The sequence below is a fragment of the Paraburkholderia sp. genome, from assembly GCF_035501035.1.
Taxonomy (GTDB): Bacteria; Pseudomonadota; Gammaproteobacteria; order Burkholderiales; family Burkholderiaceae; genus Paraburkholderia.
The window spans coordinates 1-21,680 of record NZ_DATJWR010000020.1; the positions used below are offsets into that span (position 1 = coordinate 1).

Sequence of the window (21,680 nt, forward strand, 5' to 3'; positions counted from 1 at the left end):
GAACAACGCCACCAGATCGTCGCGATGCGCCGCGCGCGCAATGGCAATGAGCCTGCGCCGGATGCGCCCGAGCACGCCCCGCGCGGATTTGCCGTCGCCAAGCGCCGCGGGCAGGTAACGCTCGACGGCTGGCCGCACCGCGAGGCCCGCATACCACGCACGCAGCATGGCGAGTTCGTCGGCATCGGGGAAGCCGGGTGGGTCGGTGAGGGCGGGCGGGGGCGGCAGCGAGGTGGGACGCGTTTTCATGAGGCCAAGTTTACCGCATGAACAGGTATCTGATGATAAGAAAACTTATCTTTATAGTTGCTATTGTTTGTCAGTTTTTCACGACCAACTGGAGGCGCTCACGCGAGCAAATCGGGTCTAGTTTGCAAGGAAAGTTGCTGCAACGTGTGCGAATGGCGTTTCGGTGCGCGCTCTCCTTGGTCACCGGCGCCGGATCGACCGTCGAACTCGCACACCATGAGCGTTTCGCTGGAGCGAATAACGCGCGAGAGCCCGCAAATCTATTGGCCGATTATGGAGACGTTGTGTGCATTCGTGCGTCAATGCTAACGAGAGACGCCCGGTAGCGATTCGAAAATCGCTACCGGCGTCGCGGCGGTGATGGCGGTGCTAGCCTGACGTTCATCTGACGCCAAGGCATATGAGCTTGCCAAGGAGGGTCTGGCAAACGCGGACTTGCGTAAGACGGATCTCCGCAGGCTCGAGTTGGCTCGATGCTCAAGGGCTGTAGTTTTGATCGAGCAAAGCTGTTTGGGACAGTTGCGAGAAAAGCGAGCTTCCCATCCTCAGGTTAGATAACCCTCTCGTCAGGGAGGATCGAACTCACATCAAGGCTGCGGATCTGCGAACTTGATAATGTAATCGAGCGCAAGGTTGATGGGCCGCGTTTCCGCGTCTCCACCGGCGATCGACGCATGGCCGTGTTCGCCGGCGTTGCTGACGTTCACGCACTCGCCGTTCCACGCTGCGTTGTCGTGCCCGGCGCAATAGTCACTGGTGAAATGGCCCTCTGGGACATAGTTGAGCGTGTGGCCATGTTTGCCATCGCTGGATGTCGTGAAGGCGTTTCTTGGCAGCGCGGTGGTGAAGCTGGCGACATTTCCGACGATGCGGATATCGGTCGGTCCGGCCACGAAAAGGCCGCGCAGATCGGGCAAGCTGAAGTAGTTTCCCACGCCGCCGAAGTTGTAGCCAATGCTGTTGAACAGGTCGGCGTACTTTCCGCCGGTCTGGAGCGAAAGCCCGATGCATGGCACAAATCCCTGCTTTTCCAATGCTGCGGCAATCGCGGAATCAGTGACGTCCCCGGCAAATGGCAGGATCGTTCCAATTGGAATCCTCGTAGTCATGGCTAAGCTCCTTTATTCGTGGCTGAGGTCGCGCAAAAGCGAATCAGGTAGTACAGGTAGATGTTCTCCGGACGGGTTTCAGCATCGCCGCCGCCGCTGATCGTGTGGGCGTGCGCCCCATCGGTCGATGTGTTCTGTACGCTGCCAGACCACTCTTCGGCGCTGCCGCCGCCTAGCGCCAGTGCGGTGTTGTGGTCATCCACGGGAATGTGGGGCACCGCGTGGGTATGGTCGGCCCAGCGTTTGTCGGTGGCGAAAGGCACGCCCGGCCGCGCTGTCGCATATCCTTGCGTCGAGCCGACCGCCGGGCCGGTGCGTGGCCCCGGGTCGACGCCCTTGCTGTGGTCGGCGCCACGGATGAAGCGCGCGCGCAGATCGGGCACGGCGAACATCTTCGTGCCGTCACCACCAAAGCTGAAGCCAATCAGCTTGAACAGTTCCGCATAGTCCGCGTCGGCGGACGCATAAAGTGAGCCGTCGCAGAGCAGCCAACCCGCGTGCTTTAGCACGGCGAGCACTTCGCCGGAAATCTGCCCACCGTAGCCGGCCACTGTTCCAACTGGAGCGAACAAGGTCATGATTCATTTTCCTTAGATGTACTTGATGATATGAAACAGCGCCATATTCTTCGGCGCAGTGAAGGCATCTCCGCCTTGGGTGATCACGTGGGCGTGCTCGCCGCTTGCTGGCGTGGTCACCGCGCCTTTGTTGACCGAGGCCATCTCCTTGGATGAGCCCATGTAGGCATTGTGATCGTCGGCGGTGAGGTGGCTGGCGGTGTGATAGTGGCTGCCTGCACTGGAGAGCTGGATCGGCGCCGTGACGGCAGGCGCAGTGGCCTGCCACTCGTACGAACCCACCTCGTTGCCGGTGTTCCCGTTGGCGGCAGCGGCCACGCGAGCGTCCGCGTCGGGGTCGAGGCTGCGGCTCGTGACCGGATTGGTCGCGGTGCCGTTTACGCCGCGGACGAAGCGCCCAATCAGGTTCGGCAGGTTGAAGCGCAGCACATAGCCGCTGGCGTCCAGTGCGCCGCCGTGAGCCAGGCCGATCGCCGCGTACAACTCAGGATAGTCGGCCTTGAGCATCTGGCTGCCATCGCACGGCAGCCAGCCCGCGAGGCCGAGTTGCAGCACGATGGACGCGTTGCGGCAATCGCCCGCGTAAAGGAGGATCGTGCCGACGGGTACGTCCGGACTGACCGGTTCCAAAAGATATTTTTGCAAGATGTCACCTCCGTAGGTGGGTGGGGATACTGCGTTGCCGCCACGGGGCGGTACGCCGTTGCTTACTCCGGAACGCCGGGCCAGGCGGGCGTGCGAGCCCGGTAGGTCACGACGAACAGCACGTCCTTGATCGAGCCGCTTTTGAAGCGCTCGCGCAACTGCGGTGTGTCATCGAATGCGAGTTCCCAGACGCCGAGTGGCTCTTTTCCGACGATCGGAATCCAGGCGGAGCCGTTCCCGCGCCGGCTGTTGATCACACCGTTGATCGACGCTGCGCCTCCGCCCACGGGCGGCTCGACTCCATGCGCGAAGGTCAGCGACTTCACGTCGACTTCGAACGTTTCCCCGTCCGCGCGTGAGAAGTACATAGTCAGCGCTTCGACTGCGAGGCTGTCGAGGCTCGGAGGAAAATCGGCGCGACGAGTATCGAAGGTCACCTTCAGCGGCGTGGGCGATTCGCCGGGGTTCCGCAGCTCGTACCAGAGGTCCGGCAGGTCCTGGCGGAAACTGAAGGGGCGATCCGCGCTAAGCCACGGTGACATAGTCCGCACTACCTGGGCGCGGTAAAGGTCGTTGGAGAACGCGGTGTAGTCGAAAGTCACTAGCACATCGGCTACGCTGGTGAAGTCGAAGCGGTTCGACGCGCGCGGTAACTCGAACTGCCACGTGGCATCGGCACCCATGCCCTCGAACGGTGCTAGCAGTTCCACCTGGGTTGGCGTCAGCTCGAACAGGCCGGTGGCGTCGCGCGGCGAAGTCAGGCCGATCGACTGCGGTGCCTGGTTGATGACGAGGGTGCGGAACGCGCCGTCGTTTTCCACGACCACGCGCGACTGCCCGGCACTGATGAGGGTCGCCTTGATGCTGTCCACCGCGGGAATCAGCGCGATCACCGAAACCCGCACGCGGCGGATCAGACGCAGGTAGTGACCGGGGAAGTCGCGGTCGAACATCGCGGCGGGCGTGGCGAACTGCATGACGCCGGTCTCGCGAAAGCGGGCGAATTCCGCTGGCGAGAGCCGCGAGAGGGAGACGGTGCGTGACAATTGAAGCTTGTTGCGGTTCGTATCGAGTGCGTACTGTTCCAGGCGCACCACGTCCTGGAGGAGCCGCGCCGAACCGGTGAGGCCCTTGCTGCCCGTGTCGCCCACACCGCCTTGCGTGCCGGGCACATCCCAGTAGTCGGGCTGGATCACGGCAGGCGGTTGTGCCTGGCGTTCGAACGCGAGTTGCCTCGCCGCAGTTTGCGCCACGCCGGTGGCCTGTTGCAGGAAGTTGCGGTAGATGTCCTCCAGTACGCGCGCCATCCACTCGTAGAGCGCCGCATTCGTGAACTTGTTGGTGAGGTACTCGACCGCGGTGGCGGCGTTGCTTGCCTGCATGGCTGCGATGTTGCGTTCCTGTGCGGATATGCGCACCTGGTCTTGAGCCACAGCGACTTGCTGGTCGCCGACCGCGACGTCCTGATCGGCCAGCGACTTCTGGAAGCGCCATTCTTGCTCGCGGCGCTCGTAGCTCGCGAGGGTCGACTGGATCGTGGCCTGCGTGCTCGCGGCGCCGGCCATGCTGCTGATGCCCGAGGCCATCGCCATGGCGGAGCCCTGCGGGCTGACGGAGACCGAAGCGATTTCCGGGAAGCCCGAGCCGATCGACGAAGGCAGCGCTGCAGCCAGAAAATTCATTGCCGCTGCACCGAGTTGCAGGCCAAGCGACGCCTCCATGTAGCCGAGGCTCGAGCGCTCATAGTCGCTCAGGCCGGCGGAGAGCTGGCCGGCGTAGTAGTCGGCCTGCAGGGAGCCCCGATCACGGCTCGCCTTTGCGAGACCCACGTTGTCTTGCGCTTCGCGCAGCCGCAGATCCTGCAATTGCACGCCGGCCTGGGCGAGGCCGAGATCCTGGCGCGCCTTAAGCGCGTTGTAGTATTCGGCGTCGCGGCGTTCGAGGGTCGAAAGCATCGTCGTCTCGACCTGCGCGGCCAGTTGCGTGAGCTGCTTCGCGCGCTCGATCAGTGTGCCGAAGCGGTAGCCGGTTGGTGGCGCGAATCCCTGCGCCGGCACCATGAGGTTCCCTTCGCCGCCAATCACAGGAATATTGCTTCCGACATTGTTCGGTAGTGCGTAAGGATCGAGCTGGCGCACCATGCCCGCGAGGTTGCGGCTTGTTCTGATCTTGTAGAGATTGACCGCGATATGCTGCTCCAAAGCCGTGATCACCGAATTGACGGGTACCTCGTAGACGGGAGGTGGCAACAGCCAGGTGACGCCCGCCGATGTGCCGCCGCCCAACGCTGCCCGCAGCGAATCGCGCAGCTCGATCAGCTTGCCTTGGGTGGGCGCCGCGGCCGCGCGCGTGCGTACCACATGCGCTGTGTCGACCTTGAGCAGCCGCGAGATCTGCTGCGCTTGAATATAGAGCGCCCGCGCGCGCGGCACGGATTCGCTGGAATCGCGCGCGAATTCGGCATCGGCGTAGCGGAGCAGGATTTGCGCAATGGTGATGAGGGCGTAGCGGTGCAGGCCGTCCGGGCTGGTCGCCAGCAACAGCCCGACATGGAAGGGATCGCGCGCCCAGGCGAGGTACGGCGGCGTGTTGGAGGGGCGCCGCGAGGCGCCGCCGTCGGCCTTCACGCGGGTATAGTCGAACACCGTGCGCAGCCACGCGAGCGAAGCCAGGTACTGGCTCGACGCCGCGAGCCGGTTGGCAGCCTGGATGGGGATGAGATCGTAGGCTTCGCGCAGATATTCGAGCACCGAGGCATCTTCGCCGGCGTTTTCCTCGAACGCCTTTGCTACGTCGCTCGCGTGCGTCTGGAGTTCGCTTTCGTTCAGCACGTCGGTGATGAGGAATGGCCCGGTGACCTTGGGCGCAACCTTACGGGGCGTACCCGGCGTAAGCAGCGGCGGTTGCTCGTAGGCAATGGGAATAAAAAAACTGCCGTTCACACCGGAGCACGCGGCGTCCAGTCGATTCTTTTCGGGCAGGGTGCCGGTACATGAACCGATCGACGCCGCGACTGGCGTCACCTTCAGCTCCACCGGCTGACCCGGATTGGACAGCGGCGTGTACTGCACCTTGCCGAGCAGCGGCGTGAGACGGAACAGCGCGAACGCCGCAATGCCGGGATAGTTGATGACTCCACTGAACTCGGCATCGTAGATCTTCGGAGCAAGGCCGCTGCCGCACACGGCAAGCTGTCCGATTGCATTCTCGCCGACGGCCCACCATTGGTCCTGGTTCGTCTTCCAGATAAAGGCGCGAATACTTCGCGAATCGGGAAAGTCGTTCGTCACCAGGGGCTTCCAGCCGGTCGCGTCGAGCGCGTTGCCCGCCACGTTGAGGTGGCCGAGAAAAAGCTGCTTGCCGCCTGTGTGCACGACCAGTCCCGGAGGTGCGCTGCTTCCGCGAGATTCATAGGATTGCTGAATGGTTGCAGTAAAGGCACTGGCGTTCTGGGGCGCCTCGATTTGCGCGGGGGCGCTGGTCCATGCGCGGCTCAGCAGGTCGTAGCGTGACAGGCAAAGCCTCACGCCGTCGCTGCCCTGCAGGGCAGCGAAGAGGCAGATCGCGCCGAGCGTGGCGGCGCCTTTGTACGGCACCGCGCCCGCGATGGCGAGCGGCGCGTCCATGCCCGGCACGGGCAGCCACGGCGAGAGGGTATATTCGGTATCGGACTGCGCATCGTGTACGCACCAATAGAGCTTGCGGGTGACCGCGCCAATGGCGAACATGTAGTAGAGCACGCGCGTTGCGCCGGTCGGGTCGCCGGCGGGGCCAACCGAAGTCTCGGCATAACAGGTGGCCTGGATCGACAGCGCGTTGATGTCGCGGAAATAGTCCGCGTAGGGCTGCACTGCGAGACGCGCCTGCGTCGGCGTGAACTGCGCGCGCGAGCCGGTCTCCGCGCAAAAGGCGTCGTAGGCCGGCGACGACCAGCTTCTGAGGCCCGGACCGAAATAGTTCTCGGGGTAGAGCGTGACGAGCACCGAGGGCACCCAGGTGGAATAAGAGCCGATCCAGACCCAACTGGCGTCGAAGGCGTCGTCGGATCGCAGCGTCAAGTCGGGGCGCGTCTTGTGCAGCGACTCGGTGCGGATGGCCCAGAGCAAGCCTTGCGTCGTCTGGATTGCCTGCCCGGTGCGCGTGGTCAGCTGGCTGCTGGCCTGGGTCGCGTCGATCTGGTAGTTCTCGGAAAACCATTCGCCCTTTTCCTGCAAGTTGCCCTCGTGCGGCAATTTCTTCAGCAGCGCGTCGCGTAGCGCCGGCAGGTTGGCGCCGTCGACGGCGAGCGCGGCCGACTTGAGCGCCTCGGCAACCTGGGTCGCCTGTTCGAGGTTCGCCTTCAGCGCGGACTGCCACTCGAGCAGGGTTCGCAGATCGGCGCGCCATGCGGGCAGCGCCGGCAGGGCGGGCGAGGCCGTCGTGTCGGGCGACGGAAAGCAGAAGAATTCACTGCTCGCCACGATTTTCGCGGTCTTCTCCTCAGTCACCCAGATGCTCCAGCGCTGCTGCTTCCAGCCTTCCGTGAGGATCGATTCGACGTCGTGCCATTCGCCTTCCAGCAGTTGCTGCTTCTCGTCCTTCAGCACCTCGTAGTCATGCAGAAGGAGATCGAAGGCGGCGGTCGTCAGCCACAGCGCGGCGATGCGCGCGTCGACGTCGTAGCCCTGCAGGCGGTCGGCGGCGATCTTTTGCAACACGTCCATTTCCACGCCGAGCGCCAACTTGACCATGGCTTCCATGGCCTTCACCGGTGGGCTGACCTTCTTGCGCTGATCCGCGAGTGCCGCCATTTCCGCGGCGATGGCGTCCTTGCGCTGGGTCCACAGCGTCAGTACCGGATTACCCGGCTCGGGATGCGCAATCCACTCGATACCGATCAGATCGGGGTCGATGAGTGGCCGCGCTGGCGTGCTCGTGTAGCGCTCGTCGAACCAGCGCGTCGCAAGGTGCGTGGACTGCCAGCCGGCGAGCTTGCAGGCGGGCTCGGGGTCCAGCGGGGAAGCCGTGGTGTCGGCGAGTCCGAAGAGGGCCGCGAGTTGCGCTTCGGTGATCTGCTCCGGCGCGAGGAACAGTGCGTCGAGCGCGTCGGGCCGTGGCCCGAGATTGATGCCGATGCGATCCGCAATGCGTTTGCGCTCCGCCTCGCTGGCGGTGCGCGCGCTGCGGATCTGGTCGAACGAGGTCCCGATTGCGATCAGGATGCCCTCATAGGACGCCAGCAGATAGTCAGCCGGAGCGGTCTTGTCCGCGAGCACCGCGCGCAGCACCTCCACGCAGATGCGCGTCTGCAGGACCTGGTGCGACTCACTCGCCTCGTTGGCGGGGAGGTCGGCGAATGGCTGGTCGAAGGTGTCCTGGAGCCATTGCACGGTGATGGGCTTGCCGCCATTGAGGACCTGCTCGACGGCAAAGGCGAGCAACGCCGACAGATAGGCGTTGGGGCCGATGGCGGAACCGGAAGCGCCTGCCGTCGCTTCCGGTGGCGCCGCGCTCTGTCGCGCATAGGCGAGTTGTGCCATTCGTTCTTCCCGGACCCCTGCTGCCGCCGTGGCGTTTGCCATGTTCGTTCTCCGCTTGTTGATACGGTGATTGATCCGCTTGCGCTATTCCGTGTTCTTGGGGCCGGAGCTGCCGCCGCCAGGCGGCCCGATCCAGCCGTAACCCAGCCGCATCATTTCGAAGCACAGGCTCGCGAGCCCGAGTCCCACCCCGCCGCGCACCACGGCGGGCTGGCGCATCAGCATGCCGGTCAGCATCACCGCGGGCGACGTTCCGCTCGCGCTCATCGAGAGCGCGTTTTGCCACTCGTTGCGCTGGTACGCACCCGGCACGGCGAGCAGCGTGGGAATGGCCGAGATCAGGCCGCCGAACGCGAACATCCGGCTGCCGAGCACCATGGCCATCGTGTGGGGTCCGACGACGCCGACACCCCAGAACTTCGAGGCCTGCAGTTGCATCATTCCGCCGGTGAGCAGGAAGGCGCGGTCGGTGTTGTCGTGCGTCACCGCGCCGGCGACGATGCTGCTCAGGCCCGACGCGTGGACCAGCAAGGCGCGCAGCGCGCCATAATTCAGGACTGCTGGCCATTCGATGCGCGTCTGGACACTGGTGGCATCTGCCGTGCCGAAGCCCCTGACCGGCACCATCGACAAGGCCGCATCCCGGGCGGCCCGAAATGAGCTCATATCCCACGCGCGCGTCCAGACGGCTGCGGGCATGATCATGTTCGAATTCGGCTTCCAGCCCTGGCTCATCAGGTATTTGATGGCATCCTGGTGGTAGGAGGTCTGAGCCATGATGTAGCCGAAGGCCTTGCTCGCTAGCGTCTTGCCGTCGTTTCCTGACCAGAGGTTGTACATTTCGTGCAGCCAGGCGCCGGTCGCATGGTTGCGTGGCTGGAAGGCCCACTTCAACCCCGAGAGGAGATTGAACGAACCGGTGGCGAGCGCGCGCGGATTGGTGTCGGAAACGCCGCTGGTCGATGCGCGCGCACTGTTGGTCTGCTGGTTTTCCTCGCCTTGCGTGCCATGTGGATCGACGTAACGCAGCGGGTTGGCGCTCACGTAGGCGTACGGGTTCGGCCCATCGGCGAGGCCTAGTGGGTCGGCGCTGAGCCAGCGGCCGAGCCAGGGCATGTAGGCGCGCGCTTCGGTGTCGTAGAGCGCGGACTCCTCGTCGCGCCGATGGTCGGTGAACCGGTAGCGCTTGGCTGGATAGCTGCCGTACACGGTTTCGCCATATGGTGCGTATTCCTCAACATTTTTCCAGCCGTCGAGGCCAAGGGCGATCGTGCTGCTGCCGAGCTCGTCGGGGATCTGCAAGGTGAGCGCCGGCCCGTCGCCTCCGGTCGGATCGGTGCCGTAACGCACGATGGCCAGGTGGCGGTTGCCGTCGCGGATGTGCAGCAGCGTGCCCTTGACCACGGCGCCATCGGCTTCGACCTGCCGGTATTCGAGCAGATCGTCGATGTAGACAGTGATGTCGACGCGGTTTGCCTCCGAGATGCGCTGCACGGTACGAACGCCTGTGCCGTCGCGCAGGTAGTCCGCGTGCACGCCCGCGCCCGAATCGAAACTCACGAGCCGGTTGTGGTAGTCCCAGCCGAAGCGGCGCGCGCTTTCCGTGATGACGTTGCCGCAGCCGTCGTAACCGTAGCCAACGCGGTCGCCACCAATCGCCATTTCCGTCACGCGATTGCAGGCCGGGTCGGTTGTGATCACGCGCCGCCAGGCGCCGGACTCGCTGCGGTGGTCTAGCCCGATGAGGTTGTTCATGTCGTCGTACTCATAGGCCTCCGCGTAGGCGCGCGAGTTTTCCACGCCTTGCGGCCGTGCGTTGTTGACCCACGGCGGGAAGCGCGCCTCTCCGGACTCGCGCCCATCGCCGCCCAGCAGACGGTACAGCGCGTCGTAGCGAAAGCTGCGCTTGAGCCGGTCGGGCGAGGGCGGCAAGCCGCAGCCGGGCGCGGACGATTCGATTTCCAGGGGATTACCGACCAGGTCATACGTGTAGCGGTTGGCCTGCAACAGTTCGGGTGTGGGGCCTGCGCGTTCGGTCCTGATCGCCACGGGCCAGAAGCGCAACGGATCGTATTCGACGCCAATTTCGACACCGCCCGCATACGTGAGCGAGGTGCGGTCGCCTTGCGCGCAATAAGTCGCGTCGAGCACGATGTCCTTGTCGTCGAGCCGGATGCGGGCCAGCGCGCCGGCGCGGTCGTAGCCGAGCACCAGCACGTGACGGTTGCCTTCGGCGTCGGCGGGCGTGGTCAGCGTGCGAACGCGATCTAGTGCATCGAAGTGCACCGCGGTTTCGAAGTCGAGTCCGAGGTTGGCCTCGACGCGGCGCGTCTTGCGGACCTGGTTGCCCTTGAAGTCGTAATCCTCGTAGCGCAGCGTGCCCAGATCGTCGGTGACGAGGTAAGGCCGCGTCAGCAAGTTGTGCTGCGCGGCCTGCTCGCGTGTCAGGCCGCTTTCCGGGTCGTCGCCGTAGACGATCTTCTGGCGGCGCGTCACTGCCGCCTGCGCGTTGTCGCGCGCCCAGATCGACGTGTTGCGTGAGGCCACGTCATAACCAGACAGGGTCAGCGCACCCTTGGCGTCGCGAGTCTCGATCTCGCGTCCGGCGGCGTCCAGCACGAAGCGCTGGACGCCCGAATCGGACAGTTCGGTGCGCAGGCGCTTTTGCCGCCGATCGTAGATCGCGCTGAACGCGAGGCGGCCGAGCGCATCGGTCACCGTGAGCAGGTTGCCCACGAGGTCATAGGTGCTGGTGGTGGTCAACCAGTTCGAAGGGTCGATGCCGTTGCGCTCGACGGCGATGACGGTGCGGCCCAGTGCATCGACCGTGCTCGACCCCGGCGTATTCCATTGCGATTCCCACGGCTTCGAGCGCACGGGATCGGTGCGGCCCGCGTTGTCGTTTTCGTCGTAGAGGTAGGTGTCCCAGGGATTGGGCGCGAAACGACCGGGCGCCGTGAGGTCGAGAGGAATGCCTCGCACCGTGAGGCGCATCGAGCCATCGGCGTTGATGGTGCGCTCGGCCATGCCGCGCGGGTCATAGCGAAAGTGCGTGCTCGCGCCATGCTCGCTCGCGGCATAGGCCCAGCCGCTGCCCATCACCGGCTGATACTTCTCGATCACGCGGCCTTTGAAGTCGTAGCGCTGGGCGGCGCTGATCGCTACGCTCTCCTGCTCGCGCCGCACGCGCACGCTGGTGGTCTTCCACGCGCTGTCAAAAGCGATGCGGCCGAAAAGATCGCCATACACCACGTCCTCAGCCTGATTGCGCACCTGCAGCGAGCGGCCGAAGCCGTCCAGATACTGCACCGAAGCGACGGTGGCATCGCGATCGGCGGGTGGAATCGACTCGTCGCTCGCGTAGCACTCGCGCTGCACTGTGCGGATTGAAACGGGATGCGCGAAGAGGTCGTAGGTCCAGCGGCTCGAGGGCTTCGCTTCGGTATCGCCCACCGCCTCGCCGGGCTTGCCCATGATCCAGCGTGCAGTCTGGAATCCCAGTGGGCTGCGGCGCACGCGCTGGCGGTTGCCGTTCTCGTCGGTTTGCTCGCTCGGGGTCAGAAGCCGCTCGTCGTAGCGGGTGTAGGTCGACAGGCCCAGTGGGTCGGTGATCGACGAGGGGAGCAGCGCCGTGGTGTCGTAGGCATAGGTCGTGGCGTTGCCCATCGGGTCCAGCGTCTGCATCTTCATCCCGCAGCCGGTCCCGGTCTGCACATCGTAACGGGTGCGCTCAGCGTTGAACCAGTAGCCGGGGGCGCGCACGGAATCGTCGGGCGCGTAGTAGAGATAGCCAGCAAGCGGCGCGAGTTGCTCGCGAAACGCCACGGGGTAGTCGTCGGTCCAGGGCGGCGTCACCCCGGGCTCCAGGTACGGCGGCACCTTCGCGCCGTCGGGGGACGCGTAGGCCGCTATCAAGGTCTCGCGCGAAAACGCGTACTGCTCGACGCGCGTTTGCGCGCCCCATGCGCCGATCGATCCCAAAGGCAGCCCGACGAAAGGCTCTCCGTCGTAATAGTGGAAGGTTTGCGCAGTCACCATGCCGCGCGCGGGTTCGGCGACGATTGCGGTGATCAGCGTGTCGAGCGTCATGCTGCCGTCGTTGGGAAACTGGCGCTGGGTGACCGTGGCGAGGCAACCCGGCTGATAGCGTGACGGGTCGAGCGGTATCGCGTAACGCACCGACGTGGTGCCGACGAGATACGCCAGATCCTGCTGCCCAGTGGCGCGAAAATCGCGGCCGCGCGGCACGGCGACGTCGATCAGGAGGCACGGCTGCCCGTAGGCATCGAAGTGCTTCCAGAAGTTGGCCGTGGTGCGCGGATCGTCGCCGCGTTCCCACTGCGTGACGCGCTTGGCGGTGGCGCAAGGAAAGAAAGCACCCCGGCCGGTCGGCGCGTTCGTTGGCGCGACGATGAGAACTGCGACGGTCGAGTCCTCGGTCACCGTATAAGGCGCCGCGCTGAACGGCGTGCCGTCCAGGCCGTACAGCTCGGCGCGCATCAAGGTGCCGCGCAGCGCGCGCGCCGCGTCGCGCTGATCGCGCCGCTTCAGGTTTTCGGGCAGCACGGCGGCTGGCAGATACGGTGCGTCGCCCGACCAGTATTCCTCCGCGAAGGTCGGCATCGTCCACTCGGATTCGGTGCCGACCGGACCGAGGTTGAACCAGCTCACCGTCAACGTCGGCGGGCAGTCGCTGGCGTGAGTTTCGTCGATATCGCGCTGCGCCACCCGGCCAAAGCCCCGGAATTCGCGCTCCACGCCGTCCCAATAGCCGTGGCGGTACGCGTAGACGGTCGTCAGCAGATTGCCAGTCGTATGCTCGCGGCGCCGGACCGCGGCGACCACCTGCACCGGGAACGGCAGGCAGGTCTTCCAGCGCGTCGCGGCGTGCTTCGCGTCTTCGAGGTAGTAGCGCGTGGAAGAGACGAAATCGATCTCGGTCATCATCGCGCCCGACTCGATGTTCGCCAGCAGATAGGGCTTGCGGCCGCCAGTGAAGTCGAGAAAGTGGTAGTTGGCACGTCCGTCGCCATTTGCGGCGCGACTGTAAAGCAGCCCGGCGATGCCGCCGCCGCTGAAGTCGACTAGCCGGAAGGCATCGGAATCGCCCGCGGCTGGCGTCCCCTCACAGACGAAGCCCGTGGCGAAGGCGTGTCCCGAGCGGTTGATCCAGAGATATGTCCGCCCGTCGTCGATGTACAGCAGATCCGCCGCGCCGTCGCCATCGACGTCGCCCAGCACTACGCGCCGCGGGTCGTAACCATAGGGCAAACGGGGCGCGCTGCTCATGCGCACCGGCGTGCCAAAACGGCCTCGGCCCAGCGAGGGCCAGTAGGTCACGCTGCCGCCTTGCACGAGCACGACGTCCTGAAGGCCGTCTCCTGTCATGTCGGCAAGGAACACGCGAGGGTCCGTGAAATCGAGGTCGAGGCCGGGCAGCGCGCCGCGCTCGAGCAAACGTGTGGCGTTCCAGCCTTCGCTGGGATCGTTGAAGAAACATTCAATGCGCGCGCCCGAGCGCAGGGCGTCGGTCACACCGTTGCCGTCGAGGTCCACGAGGCGTACACGAGGGTCCTTGGGGTCGAAGGAGGGCGCGACCTGCCAAGGTTGAAACGATGCGGCGTCCCAATTGCCGTCGCGGGAAGCCGGGAAATAGCCGGCCACGCTGCCGTTGTTGATCATCAAGTCCAGACGGCCGTCGCCATCGCAGTCGAGCAGTGCGACGCCAGGATCGGCGAGATTGAATCCGCCCGGGGAGTCGCGCATCAAGCGCGGTTCCTGCACGGCGCAATCGCCTGCGTTGCCCCAGAAGCGCGGCGTCCCGTCCATGCGCAGGATACCCGGCAGCCCGCAACCGTAGAGATCGGCGACGTTTTGATCGGGATCCGCGAGCGAGTCGACCGGGACACTTCCCGTGACTGCGGAGAACGTGCGCGCGGCCGGGTCGAAGGGTACGTAGGTATATTCAACGGGCGGCAGCGCTTCGGTATCGGTGCCATCGTCGGACTCGACGACAACGCGCTGCAGCAACGATGCGCCATTGCCATCGGGTGTATCGGGATGGTAGGTGATGCGGTAGCGGCGAAACAGGCGCTCGACGCCTTGTACGACCGTGCTGATGACCACGGCGGAGACGCGTTTGGTCGTGCGCATTTCGAAGCCGGCTCGGCGGCTGGAAACGTGGTCGGGGCGGTCTTCGTAGACGAACTCGACTTTGGCCAGATAGTCGACAGGGCCTGCGCCGTAATTGACGTAGCGGATCGTCGAAGGCAGCACTTCTTCATATTCGCGCGATGCCCCGTTCGTGCGCGTGTAGCCGTACTCGATCGTGTTGCCGAAGGGGTCCTTCGTGCGCGCCAGCAACCATGCGAAGATGCGCTCGGGCGAAGCGGGATCGACGATGCGCGAGGACGGTTCAGGGCCGTAGACCGACGTCTGGCCTTCGCGCGTTTCGACGGTCCATTCGTTGAGCGTGTCCTCGCGGCGATGCCGGATGCGCACGAACTGCCCGACCGTGCGCTGGGTGTACGAGTCCGCGTTGGGGGCATTGCGGACCAGCGAATCGGCGCCGGCGGAGAACGTATCGGTCGCGTCGTCGTAGGTCGGAACGCCGTATGTGGTACGGCGTGCGACCTGAGGAATGGAGATATTCCAGCCGATGCCAAAAGGGCCATTGCCACTGCCCGAGCCGTAGCTGAGCGAGAGGCCGGGAGCGAACCCGTTGCGGCCCGGTGGCAGCGCGAGCGCGATGCTCGCATTGCCTGTTCCGGTGAACAGGTCGGCAGTGAAAGTTTCTCCGATGGATTGCTGCGCTCCGCCACCCTTGGGCAGCGAAAGCACGCTGCCAGCCCCGTTTGCCGAACCCATTTCTTGTCTCCAGTTGGGCAACCAGCCCAGCCTCGCGTACGCGTGATGCGCAAATCAACGCTGCGCTTTCCGCACGCGCAGTCAAGAAATCCGAAAGCCTTGATCCTCGAAAGAGGCTGCCGCGATTGTCACGATATGGTCATAGAATTGATAACGGAACGAGTCTATAAATATATGATTAGGATTGCAAATGAAAATGCTGTGTACTTATTATTTTGGGAGATATGTTATCTAATGATTTTTGTAAAAACGGCGCTTGTTATTTGTAGTAATTTGTTTTAAGGGATCGGTGATTTTATTGTCTTTTGCGAAATTATAAACGAATCTTCAAGCAGGGATTTGCGTTATTTGCTGCTTTGGCGACGATGAGTTTAGGATGCCGTTTACACTTGTCAAGCTAGTATTTATAAATGCCTGGATAAATTAGATAACGTAAACACAGGATAACTATCTATTCATTGAATGCCGTATTCTAACGTTTCTATGACCTCGCGAGACGCAGATGACGTGGTGACGTGCCATTGCTCATGATGACAGGAATTTATTCAAATGATAGGGCGATGCGTGGAGCGATATTTCACCAACGTCTTTCAAATTGAAAGACGTTGGCATCGAGAAAAATTAAGGTTGATTATGCTATTCAAATTATTTTTCCCATCCGGTCACCGGCGTGTCGCCGTGAGCCCGTGGGGCCATGCTGGCAACCTCGAACCGATCGTACGCAGGATCGCCTGTTCTCACACCTATCCATGCTGGTAGGAGAGTTGCGTTCGCAAGTCCGCTGGGCGATTCCTCTGCTACCGACAGGGAGCATAGTGAAAGCGAGCAACACGAAGGACGACAGTGAAGCGGCACGCGAAAGCCGCTTGGCATGCATCCCAAACGTTCGCCGATCGGAAACCAATTGATCTGCAATGGTCAAGAGTCGGTCGGAGGGCAGGCGCACTACATCCCCCACCGAAAAGGAAGGGTTTGGCCGTGACCAACGAACGGTCGGCAGATGGAATGTCGCTCTGGGGCGTGACGTAAAGACATCGGGAAGAAAGCTTGCAGACGGATGCGCTTTGCGCGCATGTCTGCGGACACACTCGCCGCATGGCGTCACCGCCGAAGCATCCAACTCGGGTATTCGTTATTTCGTGTGAAGAATGGAGATGGCAAGGGCAGTAGCGCTGCCTGTGGCAACACGGTGCAACCCCGCGTGTCGCGCACGGCAGAGCGATTTGCAGGTGATAGCCAAATTCAGGTTGACAAGAAAATAGATGACTGGTTATCTTTCTACCGACCGAGACAAACCCACCCGTCGTGCATATGCCCAGGCCACCCAACCCCGAGGTTCGTTCAAAATTGCTGTCGATCGGACGCGATGTCGTGCTGGACCGTGGCTTCCACGGCTGCGGCGTCGCGGATATCACCGAGGCCGCCGGCGTGCCCAAGGGGTCGTTCTACAACTACTTCGAGAGCAAGGAAGCCTTCGCGGCAGAGATCCTGGAGGCGTACTGGCAGTCCATCGAAGATCGGCACGGCCCGATCCTGTACGACGCTCGCGTCAAGCCGCTCGACCGTATTGGCCCGTTTTTCAATGCGATCACGCAGGACCACGCGAGCCGCAATTTCGAGCTCGGATGCCTGATCGGCAATCTGTCACTCGAACTTTCGAACGGTAGCGAAGAAACGCGTCGCCGGCTTGGTGAACTGATCGGGCGTTGGGAGGGCGCGCTCGCGGCGTGCCTGCGCGAGGCGCAACAACGTGGCGAGTTCGACCGGGCAAGGGACGCCGATGAGGTCGCTGCGGTTCTTGTCGAGTCGTATGAAGGCGCGGTCATGCGCGGCAAAGTCGAGCAGAGCGGCAAGGCATGCGAGCGCTTCGAAAAAATTGTCCTGCCCTTTTTTCTGAGCTGATTTTTTTGTCTTTTTTGTAAAGCGACTGGTCATTTATGTTTGGCGCGAGCCCCGCCGTGCCGCTTCCCCATCGTGTCCAGTCATTCCTGGAGAGCGTTTCATGAGCAATGAAAACCCAACACGGCAAGCCGGCCCCGGGCCGTATGCCGATCCCGCCAATCCGGCCCTGCCGCAGTCCGACTTCAGGTTGGAACGCTCGAAGGCTGCGCTCGTCGTCGTCGATCCGCAAAACGACTTTCTGAGCCCGAGCGGCGTGAGCTGGCCATTTTTTGGCGAAAGTATCATCGAGAACAACACCGTCGAGCACATCGGCCAGCTATTCGAGGCCGCGAAGGCAGTGGACCTGGTCGTCGCGGTGTCACCGCATTACTACTATCCGGTCGATCACCACTGGCACTTCGGTGGACCGCTGGAGAAGGTGATGCACGGCATCAACATGTTCGGCCGCAAGGGGCCGACAACGCTGGAAGATTTCGAAGGCTCCGGCGCGGATTTCCTGGAGGTGTACAAGCCGTACATTCTCGATGGCAAGACGATCATCGCGTCGCCGCACAAGGTCTATGGTCCCGAGACGAATGATCTCGCGCTGCAACTGCGCAAGCAGGGTGTCTCCCAGGTCATCCTCGCAGGCATGGCGGCGAATCTGTGCATCGAGTCGCATCTGCGCGAGCTGATCGAGCAGGGCTTCGAAGTCGTGGTTGTTCGCGATGCAACCGCGGGGCCGCGCGTGCCGGAAGGCGATGGGTACCTTGCGGCGATCATCAACTATCGGTTCCTTGCTCACGCGCTCTGGACCACGGCAGAGACCATCGAGCATCTGAAGGGCTGAGGCGAGCGGTTCGACCGCGGTACCTCGCACGAGCGTCTGCGTCCGCGGATTGTTGTTCCTGCACGCGTCATTGACTTCGCGGTTTCGCGAGTCGTTGTTGCATTCACCTCGTGGGTGATGGTTTCACCTCACACAGTCATCTATTTTTACCGGAGAACTTGCCATGCAATCTCAAACTTTCCAGGACTCTCGTCTCGCTCTCACGGAGAGCATGCTCGTCGCCAAGGCCCGCAAAGGGCTGACCTACGCCGAGCTTGCCGAAGGCACCGGCCTGAGCGTTGCCTATGTCACGGCGGCCATTCTGGGCCAGCATCCGCTACCCGAGGCGGCCGCGCGTAGCGTCGCGGAAAAGCTCGAGCTCGACGAGCAGGCCAGCGCGCTGCTTCAAACCATTCCGCTTCGTGGCAGCATCCCGGGCAACGTCCCGACCGACCCCACAATTTATCGGTTTTACGAAATTGTTCAGGTGTATGGCACCACGCTGAAGGCGCTCGTGCATGAACAGTTCGGTGACGGCATCATCAGCGCGGTCAACTTCAAGATCGACCTGAAGAAGGTCGACGATCCGGAAGGTGGTTCGCGTGCGGTGATTACGCTGGACGGAAAATTTCTCCCGTATAAGCCGTTTTGACGCGAGCGTTGCGCAGCGCGCCCGGGCGATGCCACCCGGGCGTGCTTATATCGATGAACCTGGCGCGCAAGGATGGGGTAATTGTTCGAATCGTGCGAAATCTGGCGGTGGCCACGCGGCAGCGTGGATACAAGGAAAGTGACGCACTTGCGGCGATGTTTCAGGGAGGCACGTCCGCAATCATCCACGTCGAAGCCTTATCGGCAACGCCGGGCGAGCGCGACAGAGAAACGCGTGCAACCAGCCTCCCGCCATTCGAAGTGGGCGTAACGCCACATTCGCTCCGCGAATTCCGGCGGACCCGATCGCGGGATCGTCATCGCGATGCCGCAAAGGCATGACGCGTCGTCTCTACCTTCCCCGCAAACCCCAGGCTGCCCCCTTGAACTTCGACTATATTGAACAGGGAAAAACGCTTTACCGCGACTCCATCAAGCGGCTGGACTTGCCCTTCATGCCAGCCCGCATTTTGGTCGCGTAAGGGAAGGACTGCCATGTTCGCGCCACCTGTCACAAGGACACAGAAGAACGTTTCAATCCGGAGCAGCAAGTCCGGCCGTGATATCACCGGGAAAAGCCGCCCGGCCCGCGAAGCGGCACGGCACAGCGCGTGGCACTTCAACAGGCTCCCTGTCTTTTCACCCAAAAAGAAGAACGTGCACAATGCGCAGTCGCCGTGCTGCGCGACATGCGCGTCGGGCGCCGTGCAGGGCCAACTCGTCATTGGCGCGGTCAACGATCCGCTCGAGCAGGAGGCGGACCGCGTCGCCGACCAGGTGATACACATGCCTGCGCTCGCCGCTCAGCCCGCACTCGCGGCGCCGCCTCAGATCAGCCGCCGCTGCGCCGCCTGCGAGGAAAAGGAAGAGAAAAGGCTGCAAACCCTGGTCACGCCGTTCCACAAGCCCGCGAGCGACGTGCCGCGCGTCGTCCATGACGTGCTGCGTTCGCCAGGACGCGCGCTCGACGGGCCGACGCGGGCCTTCTTCGAGCCCCGGTTTCAGCGCGATTTCGGCGAAGTGCGCGTGCATACCGATGCGCAGGCCGCGCGATCGGCCGAGTCCGTCAATGCGATGGCTTATACGGTCGGGTCGCACATCGTCTTCGGCAGTGGACACTTCTCGCCGCATGCGGAATCCGGCCAGCGCCTGCTCGCTCACGAACTGACCCACGTGGTGCAGCAGACCGGCCATGCCGCTGCGGCACAGGATTCGTCGGTGCAGACGCTGCGGCGCGCACGGGTTCTGTCGAGCACGCTCGAGATCTGCAAGCGCGTGCTCATCGGCGAGCATGTATTTCACGTGTCCGACGGCGGCGTCATCGTGACGGCCAACGCCAGTTGGGAGCCGAGCGAGGAATGGCAGGGCGAGGACAGGCCGAAATGCGGCAGCGACGAGTATCACGTCACGCTCAGCGACAAGGGGTGGCTCTACGACTCCGACTACGGCACGTGCAGCTTCGCCGCGGGACGCCCGTTCTCGCGCCAGTGGACCGACCTGCCGGAAAAGGACTATCACCTGACGATCTGGACCAACAACACCAATCCGAACTGTTGCCTCAAAGGCGAGATCGAAGTCTCGCAGGAGAAGGGCCTGACCGGAGACTCGTGCACCAAGCCGCCGCCGGGGCCGCTTGAAATCCTGCACGATGCGCTCACCATCGCTGGCCTCGTGCCTGTCCTCGGCGCCATCCCCGACAGCGTCAACGCCGGCCTGTACATCATCGAGGGAGATTGGGTGAACGCCGGCATCTCCGCCATCGCGATCATTCCGATCTTCGGCGAGGCCGCATCCGTCGTGAAGATGGGCGAGAAGGCGACCGTCCACGTCACCGGCGAAGCGATCAGCAAGATCGGCAAGGAGGAGATCGCGACGGGGCTCAAGGAAGTCAAGGCCGAAGCCAAGGCCACGCAGGCGGCCAAGGACGCCAAAGAGGCCAGCGCGGCAAGAGAGGCGATCGCCGGGGCCGAGGAAGTCCGGCTGTCGGAAGCCGAATACGAAGCGGCGCTCAAGATGGTGTTCCCGAGCCAGTATGCCGACAACGTGGCGCGTCTGGTGGACGAAATCGGCCAGAAGGCGGCCACCCGCGCCATGGGCAATCCAAGGTTCGTCCAGGCCATGAAGGACGGGAATATGACGCTCGCCGGCACGTTCTTCCACAGTGCCGCTGCCGACGCGGTGGAAGACGCCGCCAAGGCCTCTTCGGACTTGATACCGAAGGGCTGGACCCTGGAAGCCGAGAAGACCATCCAGGCGGGTAAAGGTGGCAGTCGCGCCGATGTCCTGCTGCAAGGACCCGGCGCCGATGTCGTCGAGTTCGACTGGAAGACCTCCGGCAGGAGCGCGCTCTCTCACGGCTCGCGCAAGGAAATGGAGCGCCATGCCGGCCAGATTTCCGTCAAGCTTGGCGGCAAGCTGACGACGCAGCAATCGCGCAGCTGGATGGATTACATCCGCCCGCTGCTATAGTGACACCTGCGCGACACGCAAACTCCATGCGCAAGAATCGTTCGAAGTCCTGATCAGGGCACGTGCTAGCCCGTGCCAGGTGCGCGGTCACGTGGAAACGTTGTCAATCGTCGCTGAATGCTGGCGTGCCCATTTGCGTGCGCGACCGGTGACACGCTTGGGTTCTGGTGCGAATAGTGGAGGTGAACCGGTTAAAGTGTTGTGCCCCGATGTCATCATCCGACAATGAGCAAGCTGAAGAATCTGGACGAACTGTTCTCAGGCCGTCACTTCAACCGCGACGTGATCATCCTGTGCGTGCGCTGGTACCTTCGCTACAAGCTCAGCCTGCGTGATCTTGTCGACGGATTACGCGCTGCGCAATCGGCAGGGCCGAGGCCGAGCCGTTCCATCACCCCCGGGCGATTGCCTTCGATCAGCACGTCGGCGCAGGCTATCCGTGCCATCGCCGCTGCAACGCCCGCTTCCTGCTTCAGATCGAGCGTCAACACCGTTTTGCCACGGCGCACTGGGTTATCGTGCTCGCTGCGGAAGCGTTCGTTGACTGGCCCCCGTCCCGGGCGGGCAATGACGGTGACATCCGCTCCCATGTTCGCAAGCATGAGCCCCGTCAGCGGGCACGGTCCAAGTCCCTCGAATTCAATTACGCAGATGCCAGCGAGAGGCGGCTTCATAACATGAACCTATCCTGTGTGCAGAGCTTGCTCTGCATTTGCCCGGCCGCGAGTGCCTTGCTGATCACCATGGCGTTGTTGCGAAAATCAGGCGTAGAGACGACATGACCTCTGTGCTCTCAATCTCAGGCGATACGGACGGACTGCGGGCGAGCAAGGGCTACCATGCGATTGAGTACACCCGCACGGATCGACACCTCGGTGGCTTG

Annotated in this window: 10 protein-coding genes and 2 pseudogenes; 5 read left to right on the forward strand and 7 right to left on the reverse strand. The window is 63.2% G+C overall.

Annotation, left to right across the window (positions count from 1 at the left end; all coding sequences use genetic code 11):
- The 6 genes and pseudogenes from VMJ11_RS01370 to VMJ11_RS01395 form a co-directional block, all read right to left on the reverse strand.
- Nucleotides 1–249: pseudogene (locus VMJ11_RS01370) on the reverse strand (integrase); the annotation flags it as partial.
- Between the two features lie 587 nt (nt 250–836).
- Entirely contained in the window at nt 837–1,358 is a 522-nt protein-coding gene (locus VMJ11_RS01375; RefSeq protein ID WP_325616151.1) for a phage tail protein, read from the reverse strand.
- Between the two features lie 2 nt (nt 1,359–1,360).
- On the reverse strand, nt 1,361–1,936 hold the full coding sequence (locus VMJ11_RS01380) for a phage tail protein (protein WP_325616153.1): 576 nt from the start codon (nt 1,934–1,936) through the stop codon (nt 1,361–1,363).
- Between the two features lie 12 nt (nt 1,937–1,948).
- On the reverse strand, nt 1,949–2,581 hold the full coding sequence (locus VMJ11_RS01385; protein WP_325616155.1) for a phage tail protein: 633 nt from the start codon (nt 2,579–2,581) through the stop codon (nt 1,949–1,951).
- Nucleotides 2,582–2,643: 62 nt separating this feature from the next.
- On the reverse strand, nt 2,644–8,142 hold the full coding sequence (locus VMJ11_RS01390) for a neuraminidase-like domain-containing protein (protein WP_325616157.1): 5,499 nt from the start codon (nt 8,140–8,142) through the stop codon (nt 2,644–2,646).
- A 42-nt stretch (nt 8,143–8,184) separates the two neighbouring features.
- Nucleotides 8,185–14,967 carry a SpvB/TcaC N-terminal domain-containing protein gene (locus tag VMJ11_RS01395; RefSeq protein WP_325616159.1) on the reverse strand — a complete coding sequence of 2,261 codons (6,783 nt, stop codon included), beginning with the start codon at nt 14,965–14,967 and terminating at the stop codon, nt 8,185–8,187.
- A gap of 1,311 nt (nt 14,968–16,278) precedes the next feature.
- On the opposite strand from VMJ11_RS01395, the gene VMJ11_RS01400 reads away from it, so the two are divergent.
- The 5 genes and pseudogenes from VMJ11_RS01400 to VMJ11_RS01420 all read left to right on the forward strand — a co-directional run.
- Nucleotides 16,279–16,869 carry a TetR/AcrR family transcriptional regulator gene (locus VMJ11_RS01400; RefSeq protein WP_325616161.1) on the forward strand — a complete coding sequence of 197 codons (591 nt, stop codon included), beginning with the start codon at nt 16,279–16,281 and terminating at the stop codon, nt 16,867–16,869.
- Nucleotides 16,870–16,969: 100 nt separating this feature from the next.
- Nucleotides 16,970–17,698, forward strand: a complete 729-nt coding sequence (locus tag VMJ11_RS01405; protein WP_325616163.1) for a cysteine hydrolase — start codon at nt 16,970–16,972, stop codon at nt 17,696–17,698.
- Nucleotides 17,699–17,861: 163 nt separating this feature from the next.
- Nucleotides 17,862–18,329, forward strand: coding sequence for a cyanase (cynS, locus tag VMJ11_RS01410; protein ID WP_325616165.1), 468 nt, complete (start codon nt 17,862–17,864; stop codon nt 18,327–18,329).
- A 494-nt stretch (nt 18,330–18,823) separates the two neighbouring features.
- Nucleotides 18,824–20,797 (forward strand): eCIS core domain-containing protein, encoded by a 1,974-nt coding sequence (locus VMJ11_RS01415; protein ID WP_325616167.1) that lies wholly within the window; start codon nt 18,824–18,826, stop codon nt 20,795–20,797.
- A 225-nt stretch (nt 20,798–21,022) separates the two neighbouring features.
- A pseudogene (locus tag VMJ11_RS01420) lies at nt 21,023–21,136 on the forward strand (IS6 family transposase); the annotation flags it as partial.
- Here VMJ11_RS01420 and VMJ11_RS01425 read toward each other — a convergent pair.
- Nucleotides 21,112–21,471, reverse strand: coding sequence for a CoA transferase (locus tag VMJ11_RS01425; protein ID WP_325616169.1), 360 nt, complete (start codon nt 21,469–21,471; stop codon nt 21,112–21,114). The pseudogene VMJ11_RS01420 and the gene VMJ11_RS01425 sit on opposite strands and share 25 nt — an antisense overlap.
- Between the last annotated feature and the right edge of the window lie 209 nt (nt 21,472–21,680).

Excerpts from the sequence above, each read along its gene's own strand:
- VMJ11_RS01375 (WP_325616151.1), bottom strand. The coding sequence starts at position 1,358 with ATGACTACGAGGATTCCAATTGGAACGATCCTGCCATTTGCCGGGGAC.
- VMJ11_RS01380 (WP_325616153.1), bottom strand. The coding sequence starts at position 1,936 with ATGACCTTGTTCGCTCCAGTTGGAACAGTGGCCGGCTACGGTGGGCAG.
- VMJ11_RS01390 (WP_325616157.1), bottom strand. The coding sequence starts at position 8,142 with ATGGCAAACGCCACGGCGGCAGCAGGGGTCCGGGAAGAACGAATGGCA.
- VMJ11_RS01395 (WP_325616159.1), bottom strand. The coding sequence starts at position 14,967 with ATGGGTTCGGCAAACGGGGCTGGCAGCGTGCTTTCGCTGCCCAAGGGT.
- VMJ11_RS01400 (WP_325616161.1), top strand. The coding sequence starts at position 16,279 with ATGCCCAGGCCACCCAACCCCGAGGTTCGTTCAAAATTGCTGTCGATC.
- VMJ11_RS01405 (WP_325616163.1), top strand. The coding sequence starts at position 16,970 with ATGAGCAATGAAAACCCAACACGGCAAGCCGGCCCCGGGCCGTATGCC.
- cynS (WP_325616165.1), top strand. The coding sequence starts at position 17,862 with ATGCAATCTCAAACTTTCCAGGACTCTCGTCTCGCTCTCACGGAGAGC.
- VMJ11_RS01415 (WP_325616167.1), top strand. The coding sequence starts at position 18,824 with ATGTTCGCGCCACCTGTCACAAGGACACAGAAGAACGTTTCAATCCGG.
- VMJ11_RS01425 (WP_325616169.1), bottom strand. The coding sequence starts at position 21,471 with ATGAAGCCGCCTCTCGCTGGCATCTGCGTAATTGAATTCGAGGGACTT.